This window comes from Streptomyces inhibens (assembly GCF_003389455.1).
Taxonomy (GTDB): domain Bacteria; phylum Actinomycetota; class Actinomycetes; order Streptomycetales; family Streptomycetaceae; genus Streptomyces; species Streptomyces inhibens.
Genome location: NZ_QUAC01000127.1, coordinates 63,227 through 87,684, shown reverse-complemented (window position 1 = coordinate 87,684; position 24,458 = coordinate 63,227). Strand labels below are relative to the sequence as shown.

17 protein-coding genes and 2 pseudogenes are annotated in these 24,458 nt (G+C 70.2%); 7 read left to right on the top strand and 12 right to left on the bottom strand.

Annotated features, from left to right (window positions below; translation table 11 throughout):
• Positions 1 to 54: 54 nt before the first annotated feature.
• The 3 genes from DY245_RS16345 to DY245_RS16335 all read right to left on the bottom strand — a co-directional run bounded on the left by DY245_RS16345 (position 55) and on the right by DY245_RS16335 (position 5,081).
• Complete coding sequence (locus DY245_RS16345; RefSeq protein ID WP_128507982.1) at positions 55 to 2,124, bottom strand: APC family permease; 2,070 nt, start codon at positions 2,122 to 2,124, stop codon at positions 55 to 57.
• A complete protein-coding gene (locus DY245_RS16340; RefSeq protein WP_128507981.1) occupies positions 2,066 to 4,159 on the bottom strand; it encodes an NAD-binding protein in 2,094 nt (697 codons plus the stop codon). Before DY245_RS16340 ends, DY245_RS16345 begins: the two co-directional genes overlap by 59 nt.
• A gap of 163 nt (positions 4,160 to 4,322) precedes the next feature.
• On the bottom strand, positions 4,323 to 5,081 hold the full coding sequence (locus tag DY245_RS16335; protein WP_128507980.1) for a DUF4118 domain-containing protein: 759 nt from the start codon (positions 5,079 to 5,081) through the stop codon (positions 4,323 to 4,325).
• A 521-nt stretch (positions 5,082 to 5,602) separates the two neighbouring features.
• Here DY245_RS16335 and kdpB point away from each other — a divergent pair.
• Entirely contained in the window at positions 5,603 to 7,792 is a 2,190-nt protein-coding gene (kdpB, locus tag DY245_RS16330) for a potassium-transporting ATPase subunit KdpB (RefSeq protein ID WP_128507979.1), read from the top strand.
• Positions 7,793 to 7,802: 10 nt separating this feature from the next.
• Here kdpB and DY245_RS16325 read toward each other — a convergent pair whose 3' ends face one another.
• Together DY245_RS16325 and DY245_RS16320 are read right to left on the bottom strand one after the other, a co-directional pair.
• On the bottom strand, positions 7,803 to 8,276 hold the full coding sequence (locus tag DY245_RS16325; RefSeq protein WP_244943074.1) for an HAD family hydrolase: 474 nt from the start codon (positions 8,274 to 8,276) through the stop codon (positions 7,803 to 7,805).
• A 112-nt stretch (positions 8,277 to 8,388) separates the two neighbouring features.
• Positions 8,389 to 8,748 (bottom strand): annotated as a pseudogene (locus tag DY245_RS16320) (alpha/beta fold hydrolase); the annotation flags it as partial.
• 840 nt (positions 8,749 to 9,588) lie between these two features.
• Here DY245_RS16320 and DY245_RS16315 point away from each other — a divergent pair.
• Complete coding sequence (locus tag DY245_RS16315; RefSeq protein WP_128507978.1) at positions 9,589 to 10,176, top strand: response regulator transcription factor; 588 nt, start codon at positions 9,589 to 9,591, stop codon at positions 10,174 to 10,176.
• Positions 10,177 to 10,307: 131 nt separating this feature from the next.
• Here DY245_RS16315 and DY245_RS44405 read toward each other — a convergent pair whose 3' ends face one another.
• Positions 10,308 to 10,670 (bottom strand): hypothetical protein, encoded by a 363-nt coding sequence (locus tag DY245_RS44405; protein ID WP_181923708.1) that lies wholly within the window; start codon positions 10,668 to 10,670, stop codon positions 10,308 to 10,310.
• 334 nt (positions 10,671 to 11,004) lie between these two features.
• Positions 11,005 to 11,562 carry a GNAT family N-acetyltransferase gene (locus tag DY245_RS16305; RefSeq protein ID WP_128507977.1) on the bottom strand — a complete coding sequence of 186 codons (558 nt, stop codon included), beginning with the start codon at positions 11,560 to 11,562 and terminating at the stop codon, positions 11,005 to 11,007.
• Between the two features lie 215 nt (positions 11,563 to 11,777).
• On the opposite strand from DY245_RS16305, the pseudogene DY245_RS16300 reads away from it, so the two are divergent.
• Together DY245_RS16300 and DY245_RS16295 are read left to right on the top strand one after the other, a co-directional pair.
• Positions 11,778 to 12,460: pseudogene (locus tag DY245_RS16300) on the top strand (transposase).
• A 271-nt stretch (positions 12,461 to 12,731) separates the two neighbouring features.
• A complete protein-coding gene (locus DY245_RS16295) occupies positions 12,732 to 12,995 on the top strand; it encodes a hypothetical protein (protein WP_128507976.1) in 264 nt (87 codons plus the stop codon).
• A 262-nt stretch (positions 12,996 to 13,257) separates the two neighbouring features.
• On the opposite strand, the gene DY245_RS16290 is transcribed toward DY245_RS16295, so the two are convergent.
• From DY245_RS16290 to DY245_RS16270, 5 genes are all read right to left on the bottom strand, one after another.
• Positions 13,258 to 15,078: an ATP-binding cassette domain-containing protein gene (locus DY245_RS16290; RefSeq protein WP_128507975.1), complete on the bottom strand. Its 1,821-nt coding sequence runs from the start codon at positions 15,076 to 15,078 to the stop codon at positions 13,258 to 13,260.
• A complete protein-coding gene (locus DY245_RS16285; protein ID WP_128507974.1) occupies positions 15,075 to 16,880 on the bottom strand; it encodes an ABC transporter ATP-binding protein in 1,806 nt (601 codons plus the stop codon). The genes DY245_RS16290 and DY245_RS16285 overlap by 4 nt, the downstream gene beginning before the upstream one ends.
• Before the next feature lie 126 nt (positions 16,881 to 17,006).
• On the bottom strand, positions 17,007 to 17,135 hold the full coding sequence (locus DY245_RS16280) for a SapB/AmfS family lanthipeptide (RefSeq protein WP_128507973.1): 129 nt from the start codon (positions 17,133 to 17,135) through the stop codon (positions 17,007 to 17,009).
• Positions 17,136 to 17,196: 61 nt separating this feature from the next.
• Entirely contained in the window at positions 17,197 to 19,797 is a 2,601-nt protein-coding gene (gene lanKC, locus DY245_RS16275) for a class III lanthionine synthetase LanKC (protein ID WP_128507972.1), read from the bottom strand.
• Positions 19,798 to 20,109: 312 nt separating this feature from the next.
• Positions 20,110 to 20,601 (bottom strand): hypothetical protein, encoded by a 492-nt coding sequence (locus DY245_RS16270; protein ID WP_128507971.1) that lies wholly within the window; start codon positions 20,599 to 20,601, stop codon positions 20,110 to 20,112.
• Between the two features lie 204 nt (positions 20,602 to 20,805).
• Between DY245_RS16270 and DY245_RS16265 the strand changes: the two genes are divergently transcribed.
• From DY245_RS16265 to DY245_RS16255, 3 genes are all read left to right on the top strand, one after another.
• A complete protein-coding gene (locus DY245_RS16265) occupies positions 20,806 to 21,903 on the top strand; it encodes a phosphotransferase (protein WP_128507970.1) in 1,098 nt (365 codons plus the stop codon).
• Between the two features lie 336 nt (positions 21,904 to 22,239).
• The gene (locus tag DY245_RS16260; protein WP_128507969.1) at positions 22,240 to 22,959 is read left to right on the top strand and encodes a response regulator transcription factor; all 720 of its coding nucleotides are present in this window, start codon (positions 22,240 to 22,242) and stop codon (positions 22,957 to 22,959) included.
• The gene (locus DY245_RS16255) at positions 22,956 to 24,446 is read left to right on the top strand and encodes a sensor histidine kinase (RefSeq protein WP_128507968.1); all 1,491 of its coding nucleotides are present in this window, start codon (positions 22,956 to 22,958) and stop codon (positions 24,444 to 24,446) included. The genes DY245_RS16260 and DY245_RS16255 overlap by 4 nt, the downstream gene beginning before the upstream one ends.
• Positions 24,447 to 24,458: the final 12 nt, after the last annotated feature.

Sequence of the window (24,458 nt, the reverse complement as noted above, 5' to 3'; positions counted from 1 at the left end):
TCACGCTCTCACGCTGGTGGGACGTCCGCCCTCATCGCCGTTCAGCTCCCCTCATCACCTTTCCGGTCCTGGCGGCGAGTCCAACCCCGGTCCGCGGCTGTCCTTCGTCGTCCAGGGTGTCAGGGCGGGCTCGCCGCGGCGGACGGAACCCGGGGCGCGGACGCTGGGGCGCGGGGGTCTGCGTTCGGAGGAGCTGAGTTGCCAGGGGACGCTGGTGACCATGACGCCCGGGGCGAAGAGCAATCGGCTCTTGAGCCAGAGGGCGGACTGGTTGTGCAGGAGGTTCTCCCACCAGCGCCCGACGACATATTCGGGGATGAAGACGCTGATCACGTCGCGGGGGCTGGTGCGGCCGATGGAACGTACGTACTCGACGACCGGGCGGGTGACCTCACGGTAAGGGGAGGCCAGCGTCTTCAACGGCGTTTCGAAGCCGGCCGCATCCCACTGCGTTTGCAGGTCCTGGACCTCGTCGCGGTCGACGGCGACGGTGAGGGCTTCCAGGACGTCGGGGTGGGTGGCGCGGGCATACGCCAGAGCTCGCAGCGTGGGTTTGTGGATCTTGGATACCAGGACGACGGCATGGATGCGGGAGGGCAGCACGATCTCGGCCCGCGGGTCGGCGACAGCGAGTTCGGCCGCGGTGAGGTCGTAGTGCCGTCGGATGCCACGCATCATCAGCCACAGGACGACGGCCGCGATCACCGCGAGATAGGCGCCCTGGGTGAACTTCGTCAGCAGCACGATGACCAGCACCAGGCCGGTGACCACGGCGCCCACGGCGTTGATGACGCGGGCGATGTGGTGGCGCCGGCGCCGGGCCGCATCCGGCTCGGCACGCAGGACGCGGTTCCAGTGCCGGACCATGCCGGTCTGGGAGAGCGTGAAGGAGGTGAAGACACCGAGGATGTAGAGGTGGATGAGGTTGGTGACGGAGGCGTGGAACGCCCACAGCAGGGCGCCGGCGACCACGGCGAGGGCGACGATGCCGTTGGAGAAGGCCAGTCGGTCGCCGCGGGTGTGGAGCTGGCGCGGCAGGTAGCGGTGCTGGGCCAGGATGGACGCCAGGAGAGGGAAGCCGTTGAAGGCGGTGTTGGCCGCCAGGACGAGGACCAGGGCGGTGGCGGCCTGGATGTAGAAGAACCCGACGCTTTGGGGGCCGCCGAAGATCGCGGCGGCGAGCTGGGCGATGACCGTCCGCTGGGGTGTGGTCTCGCAGTTGCCGGTGAAGCCGGTGAGGCGGCAGGTGTCGTCGGTGATGTGGACGTTCGCGATCAGCGCGAGGGCGGTGATGCCGGAGAACATCAGGATCGCGGTCAGGCCCATTGCGCTCATCGTGCTCGCGGCGTTCTTCGACTTGGGTTTGCGGAAGGCCGGGACGCCGTTGGAGATGGCCTCGACGCCCGTCAGCGCCGTACAGCCGCTGGAGAACGCGCGCAGTCCCAGCATCAAGAGGGCAAGACCGGCCAGGTGGGCGTCCCCAGGGGCCGGCTCGATGCCGTACGCGGCGGATTCGGCCACCGGGGCGTCGCCGACGATCCAGCGGAACAGCCCCGTGGCGGACATGATGAGCACCCCGGCGATGAACAGATAGGTGGGAGCCGCGAATGCGCGCCCCGATTCGCGCATACCGCGCAGGTTCACCGTCGCGAGCAGCGCGACGAACGCGACCGCCATCACCGTCCGGTACTCGTTGATCGACGGAAACGCGGAGATGATGTTGTCCACACCGGACGCCACCGAGACCGCGACCGTCATCACGTAGTCGACCAGCAGGGACGCGGCGACCACCAGTCCCGCCGACGGTCCGAGGTTGGTGGAGACGACCTCGTACGAGCCGCCGCCCGACGGGTAGGCGTACACGACCTGACGGTAGGACAGCACCACCACGGCCAGCAGGCACACCACTGCGACCGCCGCCCAGGTGGCCAGATGCAGATAGGTCAGGCCGGCCAGCGTCAGCACCAGCAGGATTTCCTGCGTGGCGTACGCGACGGACGACAGCGGGTCGGAGGCGAAGATCGGCAGTGCCAGCCGTTTGGGCAGCAGGGTCTCGTGGAGCCCTTCACTGGGCAGCGCCCGGCCGATCAGTATCCGCTTGACTGCATCCACGATTTTGGCCACGCGGGCGAGCGTAAGGGCACGTCAGCGCGGGGGATGGCTTTGGCGTGGCCGAAAAAGGACTTTGGCTCAGCTCGCGGGCAGGCGATGTACGGTGCGGTCCGTTGCGTCGCGGCCCCTCAGGTGCCCGGTTCCGTCGGATGAGGCTGCACCCCCCCGTCAGTAGAAAGTCCAGGCCGCGCCGGGTCGACGCCAGGACCACGCGGTCGCCCGCACGCAGGATCCGGCCGTGTGGTGGGCGCCAGTCGAAGCCGGGGCGGTCGAGGTGGAGGCCGCCGAGTGTGTCGGTCGAGGTGGCGGACGATGGCGGGGCCACGGCGCCTACGGCCAGGACGCGCCATTGGTGCTGGCGGAAGGCCTGGTGGATGGAGCGGCCTTCCAGCTCCGGGTGGCCGGCGACATCGACGGTGGTGAAGAGGAGGGAGCCGCGTTCGACGGGCATGACGCCCAGGACATGACGGCCCATCATGGCGGCTGCAAAGGACGGCGCGGCCAGCGCAGAGACGCTGCGGCTGCGGGTGGTGGCGTCGGGGTAGGAGGCGCGCAGGGTGCGGGAGACGGTGGCGGCGAAGTCGTCGTCGTAGAGCCGCATCACGACTCGTACCTGGGGGTTCGCCTCCCGGGCAGCCATCACGATGTCCAGGTTCTCGCCGTCGTCGCGGGTGAGCACCAGCAGTGACTTGCTCTGGCGGATACGGGCCCGGTCCAGGACACCGGGGGCGGAGGCGTCCTCCAGCAGCAGGGGCACACCCAGCTCGCGGGCGAGGGCGACGCCACGGGCGTGCGGATCGCGTTCCACAACGACCACTTGGTGCTCGGTGGTGCACAGTTGGGCCAGTACCCGGGTGCCGACCTTGCCGAGGCCGACCAGCACGATGTGGTCGGCCAGGTCGGCGGCGGGCGGCTGCCCCACCGAGGCGGCGCGGAATGCCTCGGTGGCGTTCACGGTCGCGGCCACGACGAGCGGCAGGACGGCCAGGCCGACGAATCCGGCGATGAGCTGGAGAACCCGGCGGGCGGGGGACTCGTTCGTCGCCGGGTCGCCCATCGTGAAGATGTCGAGCAGCGGCAGGTAGACGGACTTCCACAGTGGACCGGGCTCGACGAGCGCGGTCGCGGCGGCCAGCGCCACCACGATCGCGGCCAGCGCCCCGAAGACGGCGATGACTTCGCGGGAGAGGAACACCTTCCACGGCAGATGCGCCAGCCGGTCCCGCAGCCAGGCCCCGGAGCCTCGGCGGCCACGCGCGGGGGCGTCGGGCGCGTGGTGGTGAGTGACCTCCTCCAGCATCAGCCGGCCGTGGGTGAACTGCCGGTGGTACGAGGTGACCGTGTCGGGCAGCAGCTGGGTGCCCTCCTCGCCGGGGGTCTCGGCGCTGTCCTCGCTCGCCGGGTCGTCCTGATGGGCGCCGGAGAGCACGGCCAGGGTGGCCAGGTCGGCGGGTTGGGGCGGTGTGCGGGCTGGGCGGACGACACCGCGGAAGACCTGGCCCTCGACCTGGAGGGTGTGTCCCTGACCGACCGCCGCGGCGGCCACCAGCTCGGGGACCGCGGTATCGGTGTCGGACAGCACGGTGGTGGACATGTCCAACGAGGCGTCGTCGCTCCGGCCGAGCGCCGCCACGGCCCGGTCCAGGAGGCGTTCGAGGTGGTGGCCGCGCTCGCGGTGGAACATCCGGATGACCAGGCGTATGGACGGGTTGAGACTGCGGGCCAGCAGTGCGGCGGTCATATTGACCTGGTCGTCTCGGTAGGTCAGGGCGAGCGCGGCGGCCCGCTCCACCCCGGCGGCGCGCAGCGTCTGTTCGTCCGGGCGCGCGGCCACCAGCAGTTCGATCGGCGAGTGCGGATCACGGTGCAGGGCGGCGATCTCCGGCGCGTGTCCCTCGCGCCGGGAGGGCAGCACGACGGTGACGGCCTCGCCGCACACGGCGTCCAAGGTCACGGCGAGCCGGTGCGCGAGCCCGTCGTCGCCGCAGATCACCATGTGCTGGGAGCGCTGCCCAAGTCCCGTACGAAGGTGGAGAGTTGATGTCACACCGTCAAGAGTGCCGGGGTGGGGGTGTTCGGTTCCGCGTCGCACACGAGTTCGGCGTCAAGATTGCGTATGCGCGTACGTGCGCAGGTGTGTCTGTGTGCGCATGGGTTGGGTCGCGGGCTCTCCGGTGTCTGTGCAGGGCGCGGTTGCTTCGCGGTGGGTGTCAGCCGTCCTTCACCATCGGCCCGGCCGTGTCGAGTGCCGCGCCCGCTTGGCCGGCGAGGGTCACCGCGACGAGGCGTGCGGGCAGCGAGGGCACGGGGCCCGGAAGGGGGTCAAGCAGGAATCTGCCGTAGTAGCGGCCGGCGCCGCTCACCCGCAGTTCGATCTCCCCTGCCGGCCAGCCGGCGCGAACGAGGTCCCACCGCCGGTGGCCGACGGACACGCCGCCGTCCTGCTCCAGACGCGGCGGCTGCCCCAGCAGGGTGCCGTACTCGAACCGGCAGCCGCGCAGCCGCAGCAGTTCGACCAGCTCATGCCGTACGTGGTCGACCACGGCGTCGCCCGAGGTCGCGACCTGGGCCAGTGCGGCCGTGTCGTGGACGCGCGACAAATACTCTGCGTTCGTCACCGTGATCACCTTCAGCCGCCGCGCCCTGGCGGCCAGCTGCGAGACGGCCAGCCCGACGATCAGGAGCAGCACGGCGGTCTCGACGTCGGCCGGGTCCGTGATGGTGAACCGCTGGTACGGGCGGGTGAGGAAGAAGTCGAACCATGCCGCGGCCGACAGCGCCGCGAGCGCGCCCGCCGTCCGGCTGCCCACGGCCGCGACGGCGACCACCACCACGACCAGGACGAGGGCCGCGTTGGTGTTCGACAGGTCCGTACGGAAGGGCACGAGCGCGAGCGCGACCAGGAACGGGCTCGCGAGCGCGGCGAGCAAGGCGATCCGGTCCCGCGGCGGGTATTCGTATCCGGTCATGCGCCACCTCCCTGGCTCGGCAGGCGCAGGGCGAGGGGCAGGGCGGCACGGCTCGCGACGCCTCCGCGTCGTGACTCGGCGGCGGCTCAGACCCCCGCTTCGGTACTGCGCACTGTTCCGGCGGCGGTGACCACTCACCCTCCCTGGGCACAGCACGGGTGGTCGCCTGCCCCCGTACTCACGATTCTGCGTCCGGCGCGCCCGCGTCGGGCCTGCATTGATGCGCTGTTGACGCCCATGGCGGCGCTGTTGACGCCCTCGTGACGCGGGGCGCGGGCCGCCCGTAAGAGAGCCGCAAATCCGCTGTGCACCGGGGCATCTGCCCGGCCGCTGAGCCGTAGATTCGGCCGCGGCTGCCGGAGAACGAGCTCGCCTGCCCCTGGCGGTTCCCGATCAGCCCGGTTCGCCCATCGAACGCCCGGCCACCAGACCACCACCTGGCCACGACCTGCCCACAACCTGGCACCAAGCCATCAAACCGCCCGGCCCGGTAGGGGGCCGGTCTCCCAGAAGGTTTCCCCATGTATCCCGCCCCGCCCCATGCTCCGACGGCGCCGACGACCTCGACGGACCCGACGGCATCCACGCCTGCCCAGGACGGTCCGTCGCACGGGGGCCGACGGCGACGACGGCGACGGCGCGAGCCCGGCGGGCTGTTCGACCCGAGGGCGCTGCTGACGTCCTTCCCCGACGCGCTGCGCAAGCTGCATCCGCGGGCGCTGGCCGGCAATCCCGTGCTGTTCGTGGTGGCCTGCGGCTCCGTCCTCACCACGCTCTCCGCGCTGCTCAGCCCGTCCGTCTTCGCGTGGGTGATCAGCGGCTGGCTCTGGCTGACGGTGATCTTCGCCAACCTTGCGGAGGCGGTCGCCGAGGGCCGCGGCAAGGCGCAGGCCGATTCGTTGCGCAAGGCGCGCACGGACATCGTCGCCCGGCGGCTGCGCAACAACTGGCGGGTCGGCATCGACCTCCGCGACGCCGAGACCGAGTCCGTCGCGGCCGCCGATCTGCAGCCGTTCGACTTCGTGCTGGTCGGGGCGGGCGAGGTGATCCCGGCCGACGGAGACGTGGTCGACGGTGTCGCCGCGGTCGACGAGTCGGCGGTCACCGGCGAATCGGCACCGGTCATCCGCGAGTCGGGTGGCGACCGCTCGGGCGTCACCGGCGGCACGACGGTGCTGTCCGACCGCCTCGTCGTACGGGTCACCTCCCGCCCCGGGCAGTCCTTCCTGGACCGGATGATCGCCCTGGTCGAGGGCGCGACCCGGCAGCGCACTCCCAACGAGATCGCGCTGCACATCCTGCTCGCCGCGCTCACCATCGTCTTCATCCTGGTCGTGGTCACTGTGCAGCCGATGGCCTCCTACGCCGGCGCGACCCAGTCGACGACGGTGCTGGTCGCGCTGCTCGTCACGCTCATCCCCACGACGATCGGCGCACTGCTCTCCGCGATCGGCATCGCCGGCATGGACCGCCTCGTCCAGCGCAACGTCCTGGCCATGTCGGGCCGCGCGGTCGAGGCGGCCGGCGACATCAACACCCTGCTGCTCGACAAGACCGGCACCATCACCCTCGGCAACCGCGAGGCGGTCGCCTTCGTCCCGCTGCCCGGCATCGACGAACTCCAGCTCGCGGACACCGCCCAGCTCTCCTCGCTGGCCGACGAGACCCCGGAGGGCCGCTCGATCGTCGTCCTCGCCAAGGAGAAGTACGGGCTGCGTGAGCCGGCCGAGGGGGAACTGCAACACACCGAATACGTGGAGTTCAGCGCGCAGACCCGGATGAGCGGCGTCAATCTGCGCTGGTCCGGGGGTGCGGGCTGCGCCATCCGCAAAGGTGCGGCCGCCCAGGTCATCGACTGGGTGGCGCTGCGCGGCGGCGAAGTGCCCGCCGAAGCAAGGCTGTTCACCGACTCCATCGCCGCGTCCGGCGGAACCCCGCTGCTGGTGGCGGTGCACGACCGGTACGCGGCGCGGATCCTGGGCGTCATCCACCTCAAGGACGTCGTCAAGGACGGCATCCGCGAACGCTTCGCCGAATTACGGCGGATGGGCATCCGTACGGTGATGATCACCGGCGACAATGCGCTGACGGCCAAGGCCATCGCCCAGGAGGCGGGCGTGGACGACTACCTCGCCGAAGCCACGCCCGAGGACAAACTCGCCCTGATCACACAGGAACAGGAGGGCGGCAAACTCGTCGCGATGACCGGTGACGGTACGAACGACGCCCCCGCGCTGGCGCAGGCGGACGTGGGCGTGGCCATGAACACCGGTACCTCGGCCGCCAAGGAGGCCGGGAACATGGTGGACCTGGACTCCAACCCGACCAAGCTCATCGAGATCGTCGAGATCGGCAAGCAACTCCTGATCACCCGGGGCGCGTTGACAACTTTCTCGATCACCAACGACGTCGCCAAGTACTTCGCGATCATCCCGGCCATGTTCGCCGGGGCCTACCCCGGCCTGGCGGCGCTGAACATCATGGGGCTGCACAGTCCGACCTCGGCGATCACCTCCGCCATCATCTTCAACGCGCTCATCATCATCGCGCTGATCCCGCTCGCCCTGCGCGGCGTGCGCTACACCCCCTCCTCCGCCCACGACCTGCTGCGCCGCAACCTCACCCGCTATGGACTCGGCGGCCTGGTAGCCCCGTTCATCGGCATCAAAGTCATCGATCTGCTGATCTCCGGTATCCCCGGGCTGGGCTGAGGGGCGGCGGTTACGGGCCCGGCCCTCGTTCGAGGCCCCAAGCCAAGTCACCCGGCTGGACGGAGACCAGCAAGGCGGGGCTGTCGACGAGCAGCCGCGTATCGTCCAGTTCTGCGCGCATGCCCACGCCGAGGACGACCTCGCAGGTCTGGTGGACGGGGACTTGGAGGTGGCGTTCCTCGGTGCGGGCGACGATGGCCTGGGCCAACGGATGGCGGGCGTGCAGCTCGCCGGAGGCGGCCAGGCTCAGCACCTCGTCGGCGGTGCAGCCGGCGCTCAGCGAGACCACGCTGGTGACCAGCGGCCGCCCGAAGGTGAGGGTGCCCGTCTTGTCGAAGACGACGACGGTGACCCTGCCGATGCCCTCCAGGTGCGTACCGCCCTTGATGAGGGTGCCGCGGCGTGCCCCGTTGCCGATCTGGCCCCCAAGTGCTTGCGCCGTCCAGTCCTTCGGCGATCTCGCCGCCAGCGCCGTCGCCGGCATCGATGCGACGATGCGGAAACGCAGCGATGCAGCCACATCCCGGCGTACCTACGGGGGTCAGCTCCGGCATCGGCTGCTCCTGCTCACCCATGTGCTTCCGCAGCTGCAACTGCTCCGGCATGTAGGCGTCCCAGTCCTCGTGGGAGGGCTCCAGCAGCAGCAAGCCGGCCACCTCGTCCGGGAACAGCTGCGCGAAGCGGCGTACGTAGGCGCCGCCCAGCGAGTGGCCGCCCAGCAGATAGGGAGCGGGCACACCGACCGCCCGCAGCAGACTCCTGAGCTCGTTGGCGACCTCGGTGGCGGTACGGGGCAGCTCTACCTGGTCGCTCCAACCCGTTCCAGCACGGTCGTAGAGCACGGACGTGGTGAACTCGGAGACCCGGTTGTGCAAGTTCAGGTAATCGAGGCCGACGGCGCTGGCCCCGGCCACGAACACCACGGTCGGGCCGCCGCTGCCCGAGCGGTGAACCATCAACCGCCGCCCTCCGACCTCGTGCAGACGCCCCAACGGCGGTGCGCCATCAACGGCCGTCTCGTGTTCCTGCGCGTGCTGATGCATGGTGACTCCCAGTGGTGCAAAAGGCCCGCAGGCCAAGACCTCACCGAGCCTGCCACCGCGAGTTTCACCGCGGTTTCACAGCTGTTTCAGGCACCAGGTCGGCACCGCCAACGCCCCGATCGACACGTCCCATTGCCGTGGCCCGGCGGGGCTACCGAGTTGCGGCCCGCCGAGTCGGGCCGTGTCGTCGATCGTCGCCGGTGGAGACAGGGGCATGTCGATATCGCGCCGCGATGCTCCCCGCCCCACAGCAACCACCTGACACTCAGGCCACATCCATTACGGGAGCGGAAGCGGCCCGCTCAGCAGCCAATCGCCGAGATGGCGGGAATTCCCTGGTGGTTGCGCGGCCCGCTTTCCGGAAACCGGCCCGCTGGTGTGTGAAGTTCCTACGATGCCGATGCACTCCGGGCGATGGCCGAGGCGGGCGTGGGCCGCTTCGTCTTCGCACTCGCAAGCGGGCGTACCGCCGGTTACAGTCCGCCGTTGCGGGTTGTGGAGTTTCCACCATCCGCGCAGCAAATGGCCGCAGCAACAGGCGTGCATGCTCACGCTGTTTCCAGTCACATCCCGCAAAACACCATCTGGCAGGAATAGCAGCCGTGACAATTCAGCGGGCACCGTTCGGGGCCGAAACCGCGTGCTGTGGCAGTGGCTCAGAAGGGTAGCTGTCGCCGCACCGCCGGTTGTTCCCGATGGGACTGGTGCAACAACGGGGGCTGACAGTGCTGTTGTAGACATGAGGGGGCGAACGTGATCCGGGTCTTGGTTGTTCACGAGACGCGGCTGCTGCGCTCGGCGCTCACCGCGCTGTTGCGCGACGAGGAAGGAATCGACGCTGTCGCCGCCTGTTGGGGAAGCGCCCCGGGCCGTGCTCGTGCCTTCCGGCCGCAGGTGTGCGTCGTGGACGGGGACTGCGCGGGTCCGGTCCCGGCACCGGACCATCCCGGCGGCCCGGGATGCGCGCTGCTGGTTTTAGCCAGCGCCGCTCGGCCCGGCACCCTTCGGCGCGCCATCGCCGCCAAGGCGCGGGGGTTTGTGGACAAGGACGCGCCTCCCTCCCGGCTGCTGCACGCCATAAATCTGGTGGCGGCCGGCAAGCGCTACGTCGATCATTCGCTCACACCGGATTTCCTCGAGGCCGCCGACATGCCGCTCACCCCACGTGAGTTGAGCGTGCTGTCGCTCGCCGCGGGAGGCGCCTCCGTCCCCGAGATCGCCCGCGAACTGCATCTGAGCAGCGGTACGGTGCGCAATTACATGGCGGCCATCAATCGCAAAACAGGAGCCCGGAACCGGGTGGATGCCATACGCATATCCCAGGGGGCCGGCTGGGTCTAGGTCGGAGCGGCGGTGCGGAGGCAACTGACCCGCTCCGGGCCGGGGCTGGTTTCTGATGGCTGATCGCTGATGCTGATGTCTGACGCTGCTGGCTGCTGGCTGCTGGCTGCTGGCTGCTGGCTGCTGGCGTACTACCGCCGCACGCCTGCAGAGCCGTAGCCGCTCCTAAGGATCAGGAAACCGGTCTCGTCCGCGGTCAGCACGTCGCCGTCGGCACCGAGATCGCGCGAGGACCGGGGCAGGTGTGGCCGGCCTGCTCCGTGCGCATGAAGCCGCCGGCCGCGCAGACGGAGCGGGTCACCGCGCGCAGCAGCTGCTCGCGTCCACGACGCCGACGATCCAGGGATCGGCTGCGAGCTCCCGTAAGGGACCTGGTCAAGACAGGCGAGGCGGTGCGTGGTCGGCAGGGCGCCATCGAGGATGTCGATGAGCAGATCGGTCCGGGCGTACCGGCGATCGGTGAACGAGGTGCCTCGGCGAAAGCTCTGCTTCACCCCGACCAACGCCTCCTGAGCCGACCCGATCGAGGCTCACCTCGACCCGCTTCGACAGTTCACACTGGGCAGCTCCCGCCTTCCGAACCACACCACCCAGACCCGTGCATCGCACCGCTGCCTGCGCTGGCGCAACGCCTACGCCCGCCACCCTCGACGTCCTAGCCGCCCAACGACACGAACGTGTGCCCGCATCCGCAGCGAGACGTGTGCCCGCATCCGCAGCAAGAAAGGCATCCGCCCGAGGCGGACGCCCCCTCCTCACCGCAGCGTGATCACCGAACCGGTGAACCTTCCCGGCCACAGCACCAAGGTCCGGGCCCGAGAGTCCTCTTTAAAGGGTGCTGTGCGCGGAACGCCACTCGGCTGCGAGCACCGACCAGACCTCGGTGTTCTGCCGTACGCCCCGGTAGGGGGAGTTCTCACGCAGGACTCCGTCGCAGCGCATGCCGAGCCGCTTGGCCACGTTGATGCTCGGAATGTTCTCGGAGGACACCAGCCACTCCACACGGTGCATTCCGCGTTCCTGGACCGCCCAGTCGATGATGACGCGTGCCGCGCGGGTGACCAGACCGCGTCCGGCGGCGGCCGGTTCCAGCCAACAGCCGGCCTCGCAGTTGCCCGCACCTGCGTCGAAGACCCTGAAGAGGACGCCGCCGACGAGGAGCCCGTCGAGCCAGATGCCGTAGAGCCGGCCGGTGTCGGCCGCGGTCTTGTCGGCGTACGACTGGAGCCAGCTCCGCGCGGAGTCGAGATCGGCTGCGACGTCGGGGAGCCCGACGTGCTGGCCTATGTATTCGCGGCCGCGGTCCATGTGGGCGAGGAATTCCTCGGCCTGCCAGGGCTCCAGTGGGCGCAGCTCAGCTCCGTCACCCAGCGATATCGCGAACATCCTCGTCCTCCACAGTGGCCATGCACGGTCCCTGGATCTTCGCACGGCCACCTGCGCGTTCGGGGTGCAGTCCCAGACGCTCGCCCGCCCGCTTTCGGAATGCCGCGTTGGCTTCGATTCCCGGTGCGGAAATTCCACTGAGGCCGGTGAACCCGGCGCTCCTCTTCCCGGTCACAGCGCTAGAGCCTGCCCGATGGGTCGGGTGGCAGGCTCCCATGCGGATCGTTCCGTTCAGTGTAGGGCGGGGCGACGTCACGGGACGCGGAGTGGGCTCGGCTGGAGCCGCGCCTTCCGAAGAACGTGGGAAGACGGGCGGGCCTTGGAGGAATCACCGCGTGGTCATCAACGGCTTTCCCTTCCGGCAGCGGACCGGCATCCCGTGGCGGGCTCGCCACCAAGATCCACCTGGCGAGCGAAGGCGGATGCCTACCCTTGGCCGTCCTGATCACGCCGGGGCCATGGGGTGAGGCATCGCAGCTGATCCCGGCTCTGGACCGCATCCGTCTACCTCGCCCGGCCGGAGAGCACCCACGGACCCGACCGGACCACCCGTGCGGTAACAAGGCGTACAGCTCCCGCCGCAACCGGCAATATCTGCGACGACGCCAGATCCGACACACGATTCCCGAACGCAGGGATCAGCGGGCCAGCCGCCAGCAGCGTGGGATCAGGGCGGACCACCGGCCGGGTTCGGCCGACCGGCCGCGAAAGCTCGCAGGAACGAAGTCGAGCGGACAATCAGCCTGCTCAAGACCTTCCGAGCGGTAGCGACCCGCTTCGACAAGCGTGTCTACGTCTTTCGCGGCACCGTAGACATTGCCGCGCCCCTCGACTCTGGCTCCGTCCATACCCACCGGACAGTCATTACCCACCGGACAGTCCTTGGGGCATGCTCTAGGCCGCCTGCCAGGCTGCCCCGCACCGTGGCCGGGCCTGTGCGGAGAGCAATGTTTGACCTTCCCGGGGCGCCGTGCCTACGCTCGAAAGCGACGTCTGATTGAGGTTGCATTGAGATTGCAACTATGTCAGCGAAGCAGGTCGGAGTCCTGCAAAGTCGCCCCGGTGCGCCAGGGCCTCGCGCGTTCCCGGCGCACAGCGGTGAGACCAGGAGAACTCCACATTGATACGCCGATAAATCGGCAACGCATCAACCCCGAGAGGGGACGATCATGCGCGCGAAGACCAGGAAGCACCGCATCGCCGCCGCACTGTGCGCAGTGCCCTTCCTTGTGCTGGCCGGGGCCGGCGCCGCAAGCGCAGCTCCTGCCGCCGCACCGGCAGCCGCACCTTCCCACGCCTGGAGCTGCAACGACTGGAACCGAGGCTCGGACTGCTTCGACGGCGGTTATGGGGGCTACGGCAATTACGGCTTCGACAATTACGGATTCGGCTACGGCAACTACGGATTCGCCGTTGTTGTCTTCTACGGCTGATCATCCGGCCGCGAGCCTCCCGAAGAACTCCTACCGCAGGGGGCCTGCCCTCACGGGCCGGTCCCCTGCCGCTGCGCCGCCCGCCCGCCCGAGCGCCGAGCGCCGAGCGCCGAGCAGGAGTGTGCGGACACCTCACGGGCTTGTCGCGGATGCAGTCCTTGAGGAACGATCCGATGTCGCACGCGAGTTACGGACGGAGGAGACCAATGATCTTCGCCGTAGAGGGTGTCCGGTGAGTCACCCACGTCCCATCGGACAGCCCCTAGCCACGTCCCAGTGCCTGTGGCTGCCAGCTTCCTGCCAGGTCGCGATAGAGCGGCGAGCGGGCGAGCAGCTCGTCGTGGGTGCCGCAGGTGGCTCGGGTGCCGTCGAGCAGCAGGATGCGGTCGGCCCGGCGGGCCGAGGTGATGCGGTGTGCCACGATGATCAGGGTGCCGGGGCGGTCGGCGAAGGCGCGCTCGGCCCGCAGTTCGGCTGCCGGGTCGAGGTGGCAGGTTGCTTCGTCGAGGAGAAGGAGCGGGGCGGGAGACAGGTGGGCCCGGCCCAGCGCGATGAGCTGGCGCTCGCCCTGTGACAGTGACCCCGGGGCGATGCGCGCGTCGAAACCGCCGAGCCTGTGGACCAGCGGGCCCAGACCGACGGCTTCGGACGATGATTCCAGCGACGATGTGGATGCGCCGTCGGGGCACAGGTAGAGCAGGTTCTCGCGGAGCGTGCCGGAGAAGACGTAGGCCTGCTGTGGGATGAGCACCCGCTGGAGGGACGGATCGGGGCCGGACGGGGCGCGGACGGGGCGGCCGTCTATGCGTATCTCGCCATCGCCCGGTGTGAGGAGGCCTGCGATCAGAGCGGTCAGGGTCGACTTTCCGATGCCGCTCGGGCCCACCACGACGAGGTGCTCACCCGGTTGGACGGTCAAGTCGAGGTCGTGCAGTACGGGTTGGGCGCCGGGACCGTAGGCGAAGGTCACCGCGCGCAGTTCGATGCGGGGGCCGTTGGGCGGAGTGGGGGCGACGGGTGCGGGTGCCGGTGTGGTGGGGGTGGTGGTCGGCGCAAAGTGGGCAGTGGTCGGCGTGGAGTGGGTGGTGGTCGGCGCGGAGTGGGAGGTGGTCGCCGGCTCCTGGCCGGAGTCGGTGGTGAGTCGGTCCAGGACCACGAGCAGCCGGGTGCCGGCGGATCCGAGCGCGTTCATGAGGGTGTGGAGGGCGGGGAGCAGTGACTGGGTCAGATAGGTCAGTGCGCCCAGCACGACGCCGGCGGTGATTCCTTGCCGGAGCAGCCAGGGCGCGGTGACCAGCAACAGCAGGATCGGCAGTTGGCCTGCCAGGCCGAGCGCGAGACAGCGAACGGCGGCCCAGCCCGCCAGGTGGCGTGCCGCTCGTGCCTCGTCCTCGATCAGGCCGTACGCCCGCGCCGCGGTCTGCTTCTGCGCACCGCAGGCCACCACATCGCGCAGTCCCTCCGCGACGGCACCGAACCGCGTCGACAGGGCCTCGTCCGCCTCCAGGAAGGCGCGCTGGCGGGCCGCCATCGGCCGGAGGGTGGCCAGAAACAGCAGCAGTCCGGCGACGAGTGGGGGTACGACGATCAGCAGCAACTGCGGTGCCAGGGAGAGGAGTCCGAGCAGCGCTCCGGCGGCGGTGAAGAGGAAGGAGCGGGCGACCAGGACGAGTCCGGCGAAGCTGTCTCTGGCGATCTCCGTCTGGTTGGTCAGCCGCGAGACCACCGCGCTGTCCGCCGCGTGAGCCGGTTTCGCCACCGCCTGCGTCAGCGACCGCCCGACCACTTGCCGTACCAGGCTGTCGCGGAGCGGCTCGACGAGGTCGGCCAGCCCGCGGAAGACTCCCCGGCCGGCCAGCCCGCCGATGACGACGGCCAGTGCGGTGACGGCGAGCCAGGCCAGGCCGACGCCGGTGTGGCCGGTCAGGAAGCCGTCGTCGAGGGCCTTGGCCACCCCGTAGCCGCCGAGGAAGGTGTGCGCGGATTCCAGCAGTGACCAGCCGGCCAGAAGCAGCAGTACGCGGGTACGGCGGCGCAGAAAGCGCATCGCCCGGGGCGCGAGTCGTGCCGTTGATGTCTTCATGAGGCGGCCCGGTTTTCCTCGTCGCCGGTATGGGCGAAGACCGCTCGATAGTCGGGGTCCGCCCAGAGACGGTCGTGGGGGGCCACCGCGCGGATCCGGCCGTGCTCCATCCACGCGACCAGATCGGCGCGGGCGGCGGAGGAGACACGATGGGCGATCAGCAACCTGCTGCCCGTGCGTACGTCGTGCACCAGCGCCCGGCTGACGTGGAGTTCGGTGACGCTGTCCAGGCTGGAGGTGGCGTCATCGAGCACGAGCAGACGGCCGGCGTGGGCGAACGCCCTTGCCAGGCCCAGGCGTTGTACCTCCCCTCCCGAGAGCGGGGCCCGGGCGAGCGGTGCGGCGTATCCGTCCGGCAGGAGTCTGAGGAAGGAGTCCGCGCCGGCCGCGCGGGAGGCGGCCTCGATCTCGTGGGCCGGGGGCTCGTAGGGGCCGAAGCCGATGGCCGCACCGACGGTGTCACCGAACAGGACCGGCCGTTCGAAGGCGTAGCCGATCTCCCGGCGCAGCTGGGCCGGATCGGCCTCGCACAGCGGTACGCCGTCCAGCAGCACCTGCCCGCTGTCGGGGTCGGTCAGCCGGCCGGCGACGGCGGCGAGCAGTGACTTGCCCGCCCCGGAGTGCCCGACGACAGCCATCGTCACTCCCCCGGGCACCACCAGGTCGACACCACGCAGCACGGCGGCGCCGCCGCGTACGACGGTGACCGCACGCAGTTCGAGCCGGCCGCGGCCGTCGACGGGCAGCGGGCGGGAGCCGTGCGGCACCGGGGGCAGGGTGAGCAGTTCGCCGGTGCGGTGGGCTGCGGCGCGGCTGCGCACCAGGGCGTTGAGCTGGCCGACCACCCCGCCCAGACCGGCGGTGAGGGCGGCGTACCGGGAAGCCGCCAGCAGCTCGCCGACGGTCAGGCTGCCGTGCGCCAGTCGTATCCCGCCGACGGCGAGGACCGCGGTGGTCAGCAGCGGCACCAGGATGCTGCTGCCGACCACGGCGCGTCCGTAGATCTGCCACATGTGCCGTCCCTGGGCGCCCAGTTCGCACAGTGGCGCAAGGACGCGGGTGCGTTCGCGGCGTTCGGTGCCCGCTGCGGCGATCGTCCGGGCGCCGCCGAGCGCCTCGACGAGTCGGGTGGCGATATCCGCCTGCACCCGCTGATAGCGCTGGACGCTGTCGGAGGATCCGCGGGCGAAGGTGCGCAGCAGCCAGGTCAGGAGCGGTAGCCCGGCAAGGAACACGGCGGCGAGCCAGATGTCGGTGAGCGCCAGGGCGATCAGGGCGCCGATCGGGGTGATGAGCGCGGCGAGGCCGGTGGCCGCGGTGGTGGGTGCGGTACCGGCGTCTGCGGCGTTCCCGGTGAGCCTGGTGACCAGGTCGCCGGGGGTGAAGTGGTCGGCGACGCGATGCGGCGCGAGGGACATCAGGTGGTCGATACCGCGTCGGCGGAGCCATGCGGTACTGCGCGCGCTCGTGACGCCGCCGGTCAGAGCCACCAAGGCGTCGAGGAGCACTTCCGCGATCAGCAGCACGGCGCACAGCGCGATGGCGGCCTGGCCGCCCGGCCGCGAGTCGAGTACGAGATCGAGGGTGTGGCCGAGTGCGGCGGGCAGAGCGACCGCGGCACCGGCGGACGCCACGCTGAAGAGGCAGGCGGCGGTGGTGAGTACCGAGCTGTGCCGGAGGGCTCCGGTCAGGACGGGGCCGAGGGCGGCGTCCGGCCTGCGCCGGGTGGCCGAGGGCCGTGGGGGTGAGGGCGGCAGGGACGCAGGTGGCGGCGACGAGGAGGGCCCGGGTGTACGGGACATGCGGGTAGGGACCTCGCCTCCAGGGGACGGGTACGGGCACGGGCGGCAGGCCCCGGGCGGTGTTGCCACCCGGGGCTCGCCGTGACCTTCTCGCTACGGGAGCCGAGGCTCCGCGGCAACGAAGAGTCAGTTACAGGTGGTGATGCTCAGGCTGCTGTCGCCGCAGAGCAGCAGGCTCGCGCGGCTGCCGGTGTGGAGCTCCTCGGTGGCCTCGGCCTTGGGGGTTTCCATCGTCTGCAGGTCGAGAAGGGTCATGGTGGTTCCTCTCATCAATGGGGACGGGGTGTTTCATGATCGGCCCCGGCTGGGGCCGGCTTCAGGGCCGCCGTGGCGGCGGGAGGAAGGGCAGGTGCACGGGTATCTCGTGCAGCGCGCTGCCCAGTGCGAGCAGGCATCCGGCGGTGCCGGTGCTCAGGTCCATGGAGAGACGCATCATCTGCTCCCCGGCGAAGGCCAGATGCCCGCGGTACGGGATGGCACCCCAGGACAGGGAGTCGATCTGGCGACGTAGGTCGGCAGCGAAGGTGCCGGGGCCGCCTGCCGTGGTGCGGCTGAGGTGGAGCACCATGCCCGCCGCGCCGCGGAACAGGCCGGGCTGGGCATAGAACTTGGCCTGGGCGGCCTGCACGATCTCGCCCCGCGCCCGTTCGAACTCGGCGTCCGGACGATGGGCGAGATAGTCGTCGAGCACCATGCCGATCCCGACGCTGCCGGCACCGAGGTAGGGCATGGTCCGCCAGCCCTCGTTGACCTGGAGGGCACCCCCCGCGCCGCGTACGCAACGCGCCAGGTCCCGGCGCAGCGCGTCGGCGGCCAGATCGAGCAGTGCCGGGTCGTCGGTGCGCTCGTACAGGCGCAGGAAGAGCAGGGCCGCTCCGCTGTCGCCGTGCAGCAGCCCGGCGCGGGTGGTGGCGCCGCCGTCGGCTGCCGACGCGCCGGCCTGGAGTTTGTCGGCCACCAGTTGGGCACAGTGCAGGGCACGATCCCCGAGGGAGCGCTCGCCGGTGGAACCGGCCAGGGAGTCGAGCGCCAGGCCGAGGCCGGCCAGTCCGCTGTGCAGATCCGGTGCGATGTCCTGCCAGCTCTGCGTGGTGAGGGTGTCGACGAGGTCCAGGGCCCGATCCCGGTGTCCGAGCCGGTCCAGGACCCAGGCGACGCCGGAGAGTCCGTCGTAGAAGCCGAGCGGGCTGCCGGACGCGGGGGTCTTCGTCCTCCGCAGAAGCCACTCCTCCGCCTCCGGGCAGCGCTCCGCGCCGGTTTCGGCCAGGGCGTAGAGCACGCCGGCCGCCCCGTAGGCGAAGCAGGTGCCGCCGCCTGCCGTGGCGAACTGGGCGATGTCACCGGGGAAGAAGCGGTCCTCCCGGTCAGGAGTGGCCGAGGCGAGGATGGCGCGGACCATGGAGTCGCGGCTGTGTGGCCAATCGGCGAGGGATACGGGTAAGTAGTCCGCTCCCCCGCCCCCGTCCGGGTGCTCGGGTGCGCTCGTGGGCCGATAGCCCCGCAGGATCTCGGTCACCGCTTCATCGAGGTAGTCGCGGGGCACCGGGAACTGTTCGGCGGCGATCTGCGCCAGGTGTGCCGCCTTGCCGCGGTCCACGGCGAACAGGCTGGTGAGCGGGAGGAACAGTGCCAGACGCAGGCAGGCGAGGGCGTAGTGGTCGACATCGAAGCCCCGGCGGTCCGCGGGGGCGACAAAGCCCGGGTTGGCGATCACCTGGCGGCTGGATTCGTCATCGACGGCGGCGGCTTCGAAGTCCAGGAGCACGACGGAGGATTCGTCCTCGGACATCATGATGTTGAAGAGGTGCAGGTCGTTGAAGACCACGCCCCGGGAGTGGATCGCCTTGACCGCGTCCGCCACCAGCCCGTGGACGCGCATGGCCCACTCGGTGTACTCCGCGAGGCGCTGGGGACTCGGGTCGGCCTCGATCAGCGGGTGGCGGTGGGCGAAGAAGCTGTTCAACGGCCGGCCCTCGATGAATTCCAGCACCAGGAAGGTGTGGTCGCCGAGGGTGAACCAGTCGTGTACCTCAGGGGCGCAGCCGAGCCCGGACAGCCGTTTCAGGGCGTCCCGCTCACGCGCCAGCCGGGCCACTGCGTCCGCTTCGTCCGCCGCCAGACCGGCGTGCGGACGCGCCTCCTTGAGCACCACCCGCTGATCGGTGCGCAGATCCCGGCCGACGTAGACACCGCCGCCGTTGGAGAAGTGCAGCGCCTGCTCGATCGCGTACGGCAGCTCGGTGACGGTGGTCGCGGAGCGGGCGGCGAGGTGCGGCTCCAGGAACTCCGGGAGGGTGACCCACTCCGGGACACGGAAGGCGGGTTCCCTGCGGTCGGGGACCAACTGACCGCGGTCGTCCTCGATGGCGGGGCGGAGTTCGCCCTTGTCGTCGTAGCAGTGCCGCTCGGTGAAGCTGCCGTAGCGCAGGTACACTGGACCGGCGCCCCAGCGCAGATCACTGAGGATGTACGGGCCCGGTTCGCCGGTGAGCAGCTCGTCGAGCTCCTCGGCGATGATGCGACATCGCTCCTCGTCGGGCGGGTAGATCGTGATGAATTTTCCGCTGGCGCCACGGTCGGCGTACTTGGCGTTGCGGATGTGCAGCAGATAGCGGCTGGGCATGCACTTGAAGGCCACCGAGCGGGGCACGCAGTACTCCCAGACCTTCGCCAGCACCCGCTCGGCGTTGTCCAGGCAGGCGGAGATATGGATCTTCCAGCCCTGACTGGGGAGTTCACGGTCCAGGGGACGGAACGCCAGCCAGTCACCGGAGCGGTGGCGCTGCCAGCCCTCCGGCAGATCCCGGCTGAGCGTCGCGTACGGCGCGCCACGGCCCTTGCCGCTCGTCGGCAGCCGATGGGGAGCGTCGTAGAACTGCCGGTCTGCGTCGCAGAAGACGGCGTAACCCTTGTTCATCCCACTCCCTCGGCTGGTGACACCACGACGCTGTCACGCCAGCGGGGCCGGAAACAGTCATGACTGTCACGAGGAACCCGTGAGAAACGCATGTTTGCCGAGCAGGTGAGCGAGCAACCGGGGCCGCCGTCGATCAGCGCCCTGTCACCATCCGGTCATTCCCTGACTCAGCCGGAGGGTGGCTGAGGAGTACGCCAGCGCAAGGCGGCCCCCATGGGAGCGGCGTGCGTACGCAGGCCTCCCTGGGGGCGGCGTGTGCAACGGACTCTGGCCCTGCCGCCAACAAGCACTCGGCGCTGAGGGGGCGGTGGCTCAGCTTGTTCCTTGACCTTGGCGGGCGTCAGGGCAGTCCGTCTCGGCCCAAGTGGCGGTGATATCGCGACAGGTGATCATCAGGGTTCCGGGTCGGAAGGCCATCTCGTGAGAGCAGCCGTGGTCGTGCGGGAGGATTTCGTCCAGGATCACAGTTTCGAGATCGGACCAGGAAGTACCGTCCGGCGTCTCGATCCGGACGTGGACGACCCCCGTCCAGCGGATCACCAGGTCTTCATCGTGCTTCCAGCAGTTGTGCCGGAAGCAGGCCTCGATGTCCTGTCCGTCGTTGCCGAGGAAGCTCACCTGCTGCAGCGTCAGGTCTTTGACGCACCGCTTCCCGCTGAAGCTGTAGTGCTGCGGGTCAGTGGCGAAGGCCAGAGCCCCGGGAGGCAGGCTCCCGCTGAGCTCGGGCAGCCGGCCCAGGTAGCGGGTGGGGTCGATGACTCCGGTCAGGCCGCCGACCTGCGCGTCGAGATCGACGTACTTCATCACACACTCCTGGCTGTCCCTCGCTGCGAGATGAACGGGTGTCATCGTGGCATGCCTCGCCACCCTGATACCCGGGCATTTCCGCTCCGTGAGCACTGACCTCGGCCGGCCTGCGGACCCGCGTTGTTGCGACGGCGAGGGCAGTCAGTACGGCGATTAGCCGGTCAGAAGGGGCGCCCGAAGCAGCAGTGCCAGGATGCCGAGATGAATGTGACACTGTGGGCCGCGGGAGACTTGCTGGGTACCGAGCTGTCGGACCCGGTCGATCTGGGTGGCAGCGAGGGCAACACCGTGCTCCGCTGCCGGACGGCCGCCGGCGGCAGCGTGATCGTCAAGGCGTTCACCAACGAGCCTGAGGGACTTCGCTCCTTCACCTCTGAGGCGGCCGGGCTCTCGCTTCAGCTGGCCGGCCCTGCGCTGCTCGGCGTGGACGCCTCGGTACCGCTGCTGGTGATGGAGGATCTCGGAGGCGCGCCGACGCTGGCGGACGTACTGCTCGGGGACGATCCGAAGGCCGCACAGGAGGGATTGCTGGCCTGGGGTCGCGGGCTCGGACGATTGGCCGCCGTATCGGTGCGCCGGCGCGCCGACCTCGCGCAGCTGCGGACCCAGTACGACAAGGGCATGGTGTCCTGGGAGGACGAGCCGTGGATCGAGCGGAACGCCACCGACCTGCTCGCATTGCTCGCCGGCGCCGGAATCGCGGTGCCGCGGGGGCTGGCCGGAGAGTTGGCCCGGATCGGGACGGTGGGCAGCGAGGAGTACCCAGCGTTCACTCCGGGCGACACCTGCCCCTACAACGCACTTCTCACCCCGGACGGGTTGCAGCTGGTCGACTTCGAATCCGCCCGCTTCCAATCGGTCTTCCTGACGGCCGCGTACTGCCGGATGCCGTTCGCCAACTGCTGGGGTGTCTTCAGCCTGCCGGCCGGGGTGGCGAAGGAGATCGAGCAGGCCTTTCGCGCGGGGGTCGTGGCGGCGTATCCGGCGCTGGGTGAGGATGCGGTGTGGGAGGCCGGGATGCGGCGGGCGATCGCGGTCTGGACGGTGGACGCGACGGTGTGTCTGCTGCCGCACACCGTGGAGGACGGGCCGCTTCACCCGACTTTACGGTCGGTGCCGACAAGACGGCAGGTGCTGAGGTATCGCTGGGAGTCGGCGAGCGCGCTGGAGGATTTTCCGGCACTCGCGGAGACGATGCGGCTGCTGTTGCGGGAGGTCGCCGGCGGGTGGGACGTGGCACCACTGCCGAGGTATCCCGCCTTCGCGGATCGAGGCTGTGGCCTGTGGGCGGACGGGTGATGGTCGGACGGGCGACGGTCGAACGGAGTGACCGGTATCGGGTGAGGCTGCCGGCCGGTGTCGGCGAGGCGTGTGGAGGGCGCCTGTGGGAGGGCCTGCGGTGGGGAACGGTTCACCCCTGGCAGGCAGGCGGGAGCCGGCCATGGGTTGAGCTGGTGGCGACGTTCCACGCCGTGACCAGGGACTTCATGGCCGTCTGCCGGTGGGCCTGGCTCCTTCGCGCCGCGGCCGGCGGCGTTGTCCGACCGACGGCGCCCGCTGCCGGGCAGTAGGCGGCAGGCGGCAGGCCGTAGCGCATGATGGCCGAGTTCGACGCAGGTCACGGTGGAGGCAGGAATGGGTGTGCGGGCCGGTCAGGGGCGGGTCTTGTTGGTGGACGACGATGCCGCGATCCGGCGGTCGCTGGGGCGCGGGCTGAGGTTGAACGGGTTCGCCGTCGATCTGGCGGACGGTGGCCTCGGCGCGCTGGCGAAAGTGGCGGACGAGTCGCCCGACGTGGTGGTCCTGGACATCTCGATGCCCGACCTCGACGGCATCGCGGTGTGCCGGCGCCTGCGGTCCGACGGCAAGGACATACCGGTGTTGATGCTCTCCGCGCTCGACGAGGTCGCCGACCGGGTGGCCGGTTTGCAGGCGGGCGCGGACGACTACCTGGTCAAGCCCTTCGCCCTCGACGAGCTGGTGCTGCGCCTGCACGCGCTGCTGCGCCGACGTCCGCCGGCAGACACCGACGCCGTACGGGTCGGGGGCCTGGTGCTCCACGCGGCGGCGCGCACCGCCCGTCTCGACGGCAGGACGGTGGAGCTGACCCGGCGCGAGTTCGAGCTGCTCGAGGTCCTGGCCCGCAACGAGGGGCTGGTCCTGACCCGCGACCAGTTGCTGGACCGGGTGTGGGGATACGACTTCGAGGTCCGTACCGACGCGGTGGACACCTTCGTCAGCTATCTGCGCCGCAAGCTGGAAGCGGGTGGACGGTCCAGGATCGTGCATACGGTGCGCGGCGTCGGCTTCGTTCTGCGCGACGACGCGAGCGGCGAAACGGGGCGCCGACCGTGAGGCTGTCCACCCGGATCGCGATCGTGGTAGGCGCTGTCGTACCGCTGCTGGTGGTGGCCTCCGGCTGGGTGCTGGTAGGCCTGGTCACCAGAGATCTGCGTGCCCAGGCCGACCAGCGGCTGGACGAACGCGCCCGGACCGTGGCCACGGCGGCCCGCGGTCTGCTGCGCGCGACTTCCCTCGGCCGTCCGCGCGCCGAACAGGCACACCAGCGCAAGCTCTTCTCCTCCGCCCTCGATGTCGGCTTCCGCCTGACCGGCCCGTACGGCACCGTCATGGACGGCCCCCAGCCCGGCCCCGCCGTGCGGCTGCCCGCCCGGACCGAGCACCCGGTCACCGTCCGGTCGCACGGAAAGACCTGGCGTGCCTTGCGGGTCCCGGTGAACGGCAGTCAGGCCGGGGTGAACGGGACACTGTGGCTGTTCTCTCCGGACACCGCGAGCCAGGCGCAGATCCAGCTCGTGCGCAGCCGGGTGATCACCGTCGCGGCGCTCGCCGCACCGGTATCCGCTGCCCTGGCCTGGGCGCTGGCGGCTCGCGCGGCCCGGCCGCTGCGTCGCCTTCAGCAGCGCACCAGCGGCCTCGACCCGCACACGACCACGGCACGCCTGGAGCACACACGGACCAGGATCACCGAGGTCGACGACCTCGCACACACCCTGCAGACGTTCCTTGCCCGCTACGACGAACAGGCCACCCGCACCGCCGAGGCCCTGGCCACCGCACGCTCCTTCTCCGCGGCCGCATCCCACGAGTTGCGCACTCCGCTGATGAGCATGCAGACCAACCTCGACATTCTCGACGCCTTCCAGGATCTCGATCCCGCGGACCGTGCGGAGACGGTGGACGACCTGCGGCGCGGGCATGCCCGCCTGCTGGGGTTGTTGGTGATGCTGCGGGCGCTCGCCCAGGGAGACCTGGTCGAGGCGGACGCATTCGGGCCCGTCGATCTGGCCGACCTCGTGGACGCGTCCGTGTCCGACCTGCGCCGCACCCGTCACGAGGCCGCGGTCACGCTCGACAGCGCCCCGGGCCTGACGGTCCACGGATGGCAGCCGGGGCTGCGTTCGCTGCTGGACAATCTCCTTGCCAACTGCCTGGCGCACGGCCGTTCCGCCGACGGCAGAGCGCATATCGCCGTGACCCTGCGGCCTGCCGGAGACATCGACGCCCCGACTGCCGTCCTCACCGTGGATGACCAGGGGCCCGGCGTGCCACCGGAGCAACGGCAGACGATCTTCGAGCGCTTTCACCGTCGCTCGGACAGCCCCGGCTCCGGCCTGGGCCTCACCTTGGTTGCCCAGCAGATCGCCCTGCACCACGCACACCTACGCGTGCTGAACGGCCCCGGCGGCCAGGGAGCCCGCTTCGAGATCACTTTTCCCCTCACGCCCGCGGGACGGCCCGGCGCGGCGGTGCCGGTGCACCGGGACTGGCTGTCGGACACCGGCCAGCAGCGACAGGAATTCCACAGAGAACGTGCGTAGTTTCCTCCCCGC

Bases quoted from the DNA above. Each gene is read 5' to 3' on its own strand.
- DY245_RS16295 (WP_128507976.1), top strand. From the start codon at position 12,732: ATGCGCGCGAAGACCAGGAAGCACCGCATCGCCGCCGCACTGTGCGCA.
- DY245_RS16325 (WP_244943074.1), bottom strand. From the start codon at position 8,276: ATGCCGGCGACGGCGCTGGCGGCGAGATCGCCGAAGGACTGGACGGCG.
- DY245_RS16335 (WP_128507980.1), bottom strand. From the start codon at position 5,081: ATGACCGGATACGAATACCCGCCGCGGGACCGGATCGCCTTGCTCGCC.
- DY245_RS16305 (WP_128507977.1), bottom strand. From the start codon at position 11,562: ATGTTCGCGATATCGCTGGGTGACGGAGCTGAGCTGCGCCCACTGGAG.
- DY245_RS16290 (WP_128507975.1), bottom strand. From the start codon at position 15,078: ATGAAGACATCAACGGCACGACTCGCGCCCCGGGCGATGCGCTTTCTG.
- DY245_RS16270 (WP_128507971.1), bottom strand. From the start codon at position 20,601: ATGAAGTACGTCGATCTCGACGCGCAGGTCGGCGGCCTGACCGGAGTC.
- DY245_RS16260 (WP_128507969.1), top strand. From the start codon at position 22,240: ATGGGTGTGCGGGCCGGTCAGGGGCGGGTCTTGTTGGTGGACGACGAT.
- DY245_RS16285 (WP_128507974.1), bottom strand. From the start codon at position 16,880: ATGTCCCGTACACCCGGGCCCTCCTCGTCGCCGCCACCTGCGTCCCTG.
- DY245_RS16280 (WP_128507973.1), bottom strand. From the start codon at position 17,135: ATGACCCTTCTCGACCTGCAGACGATGGAAACCCCCAAGGCCGAGGCC.
- lanKC (WP_128507972.1), bottom strand. From the start codon at position 19,797: ATGAACAAGGGTTACGCCGTCTTCTGCGACGCAGACCGGCAGTTCTAC.
- DY245_RS16265 (WP_128507970.1), top strand. From the start codon at position 20,806: ATGAATGTGACACTGTGGGCCGCGGGAGACTTGCTGGGTACCGAGCTG.
- kdpB (WP_128507979.1), top strand. From the start codon at position 5,603: ATGTATCCCGCCCCGCCCCATGCTCCGACGGCGCCGACGACCTCGACG.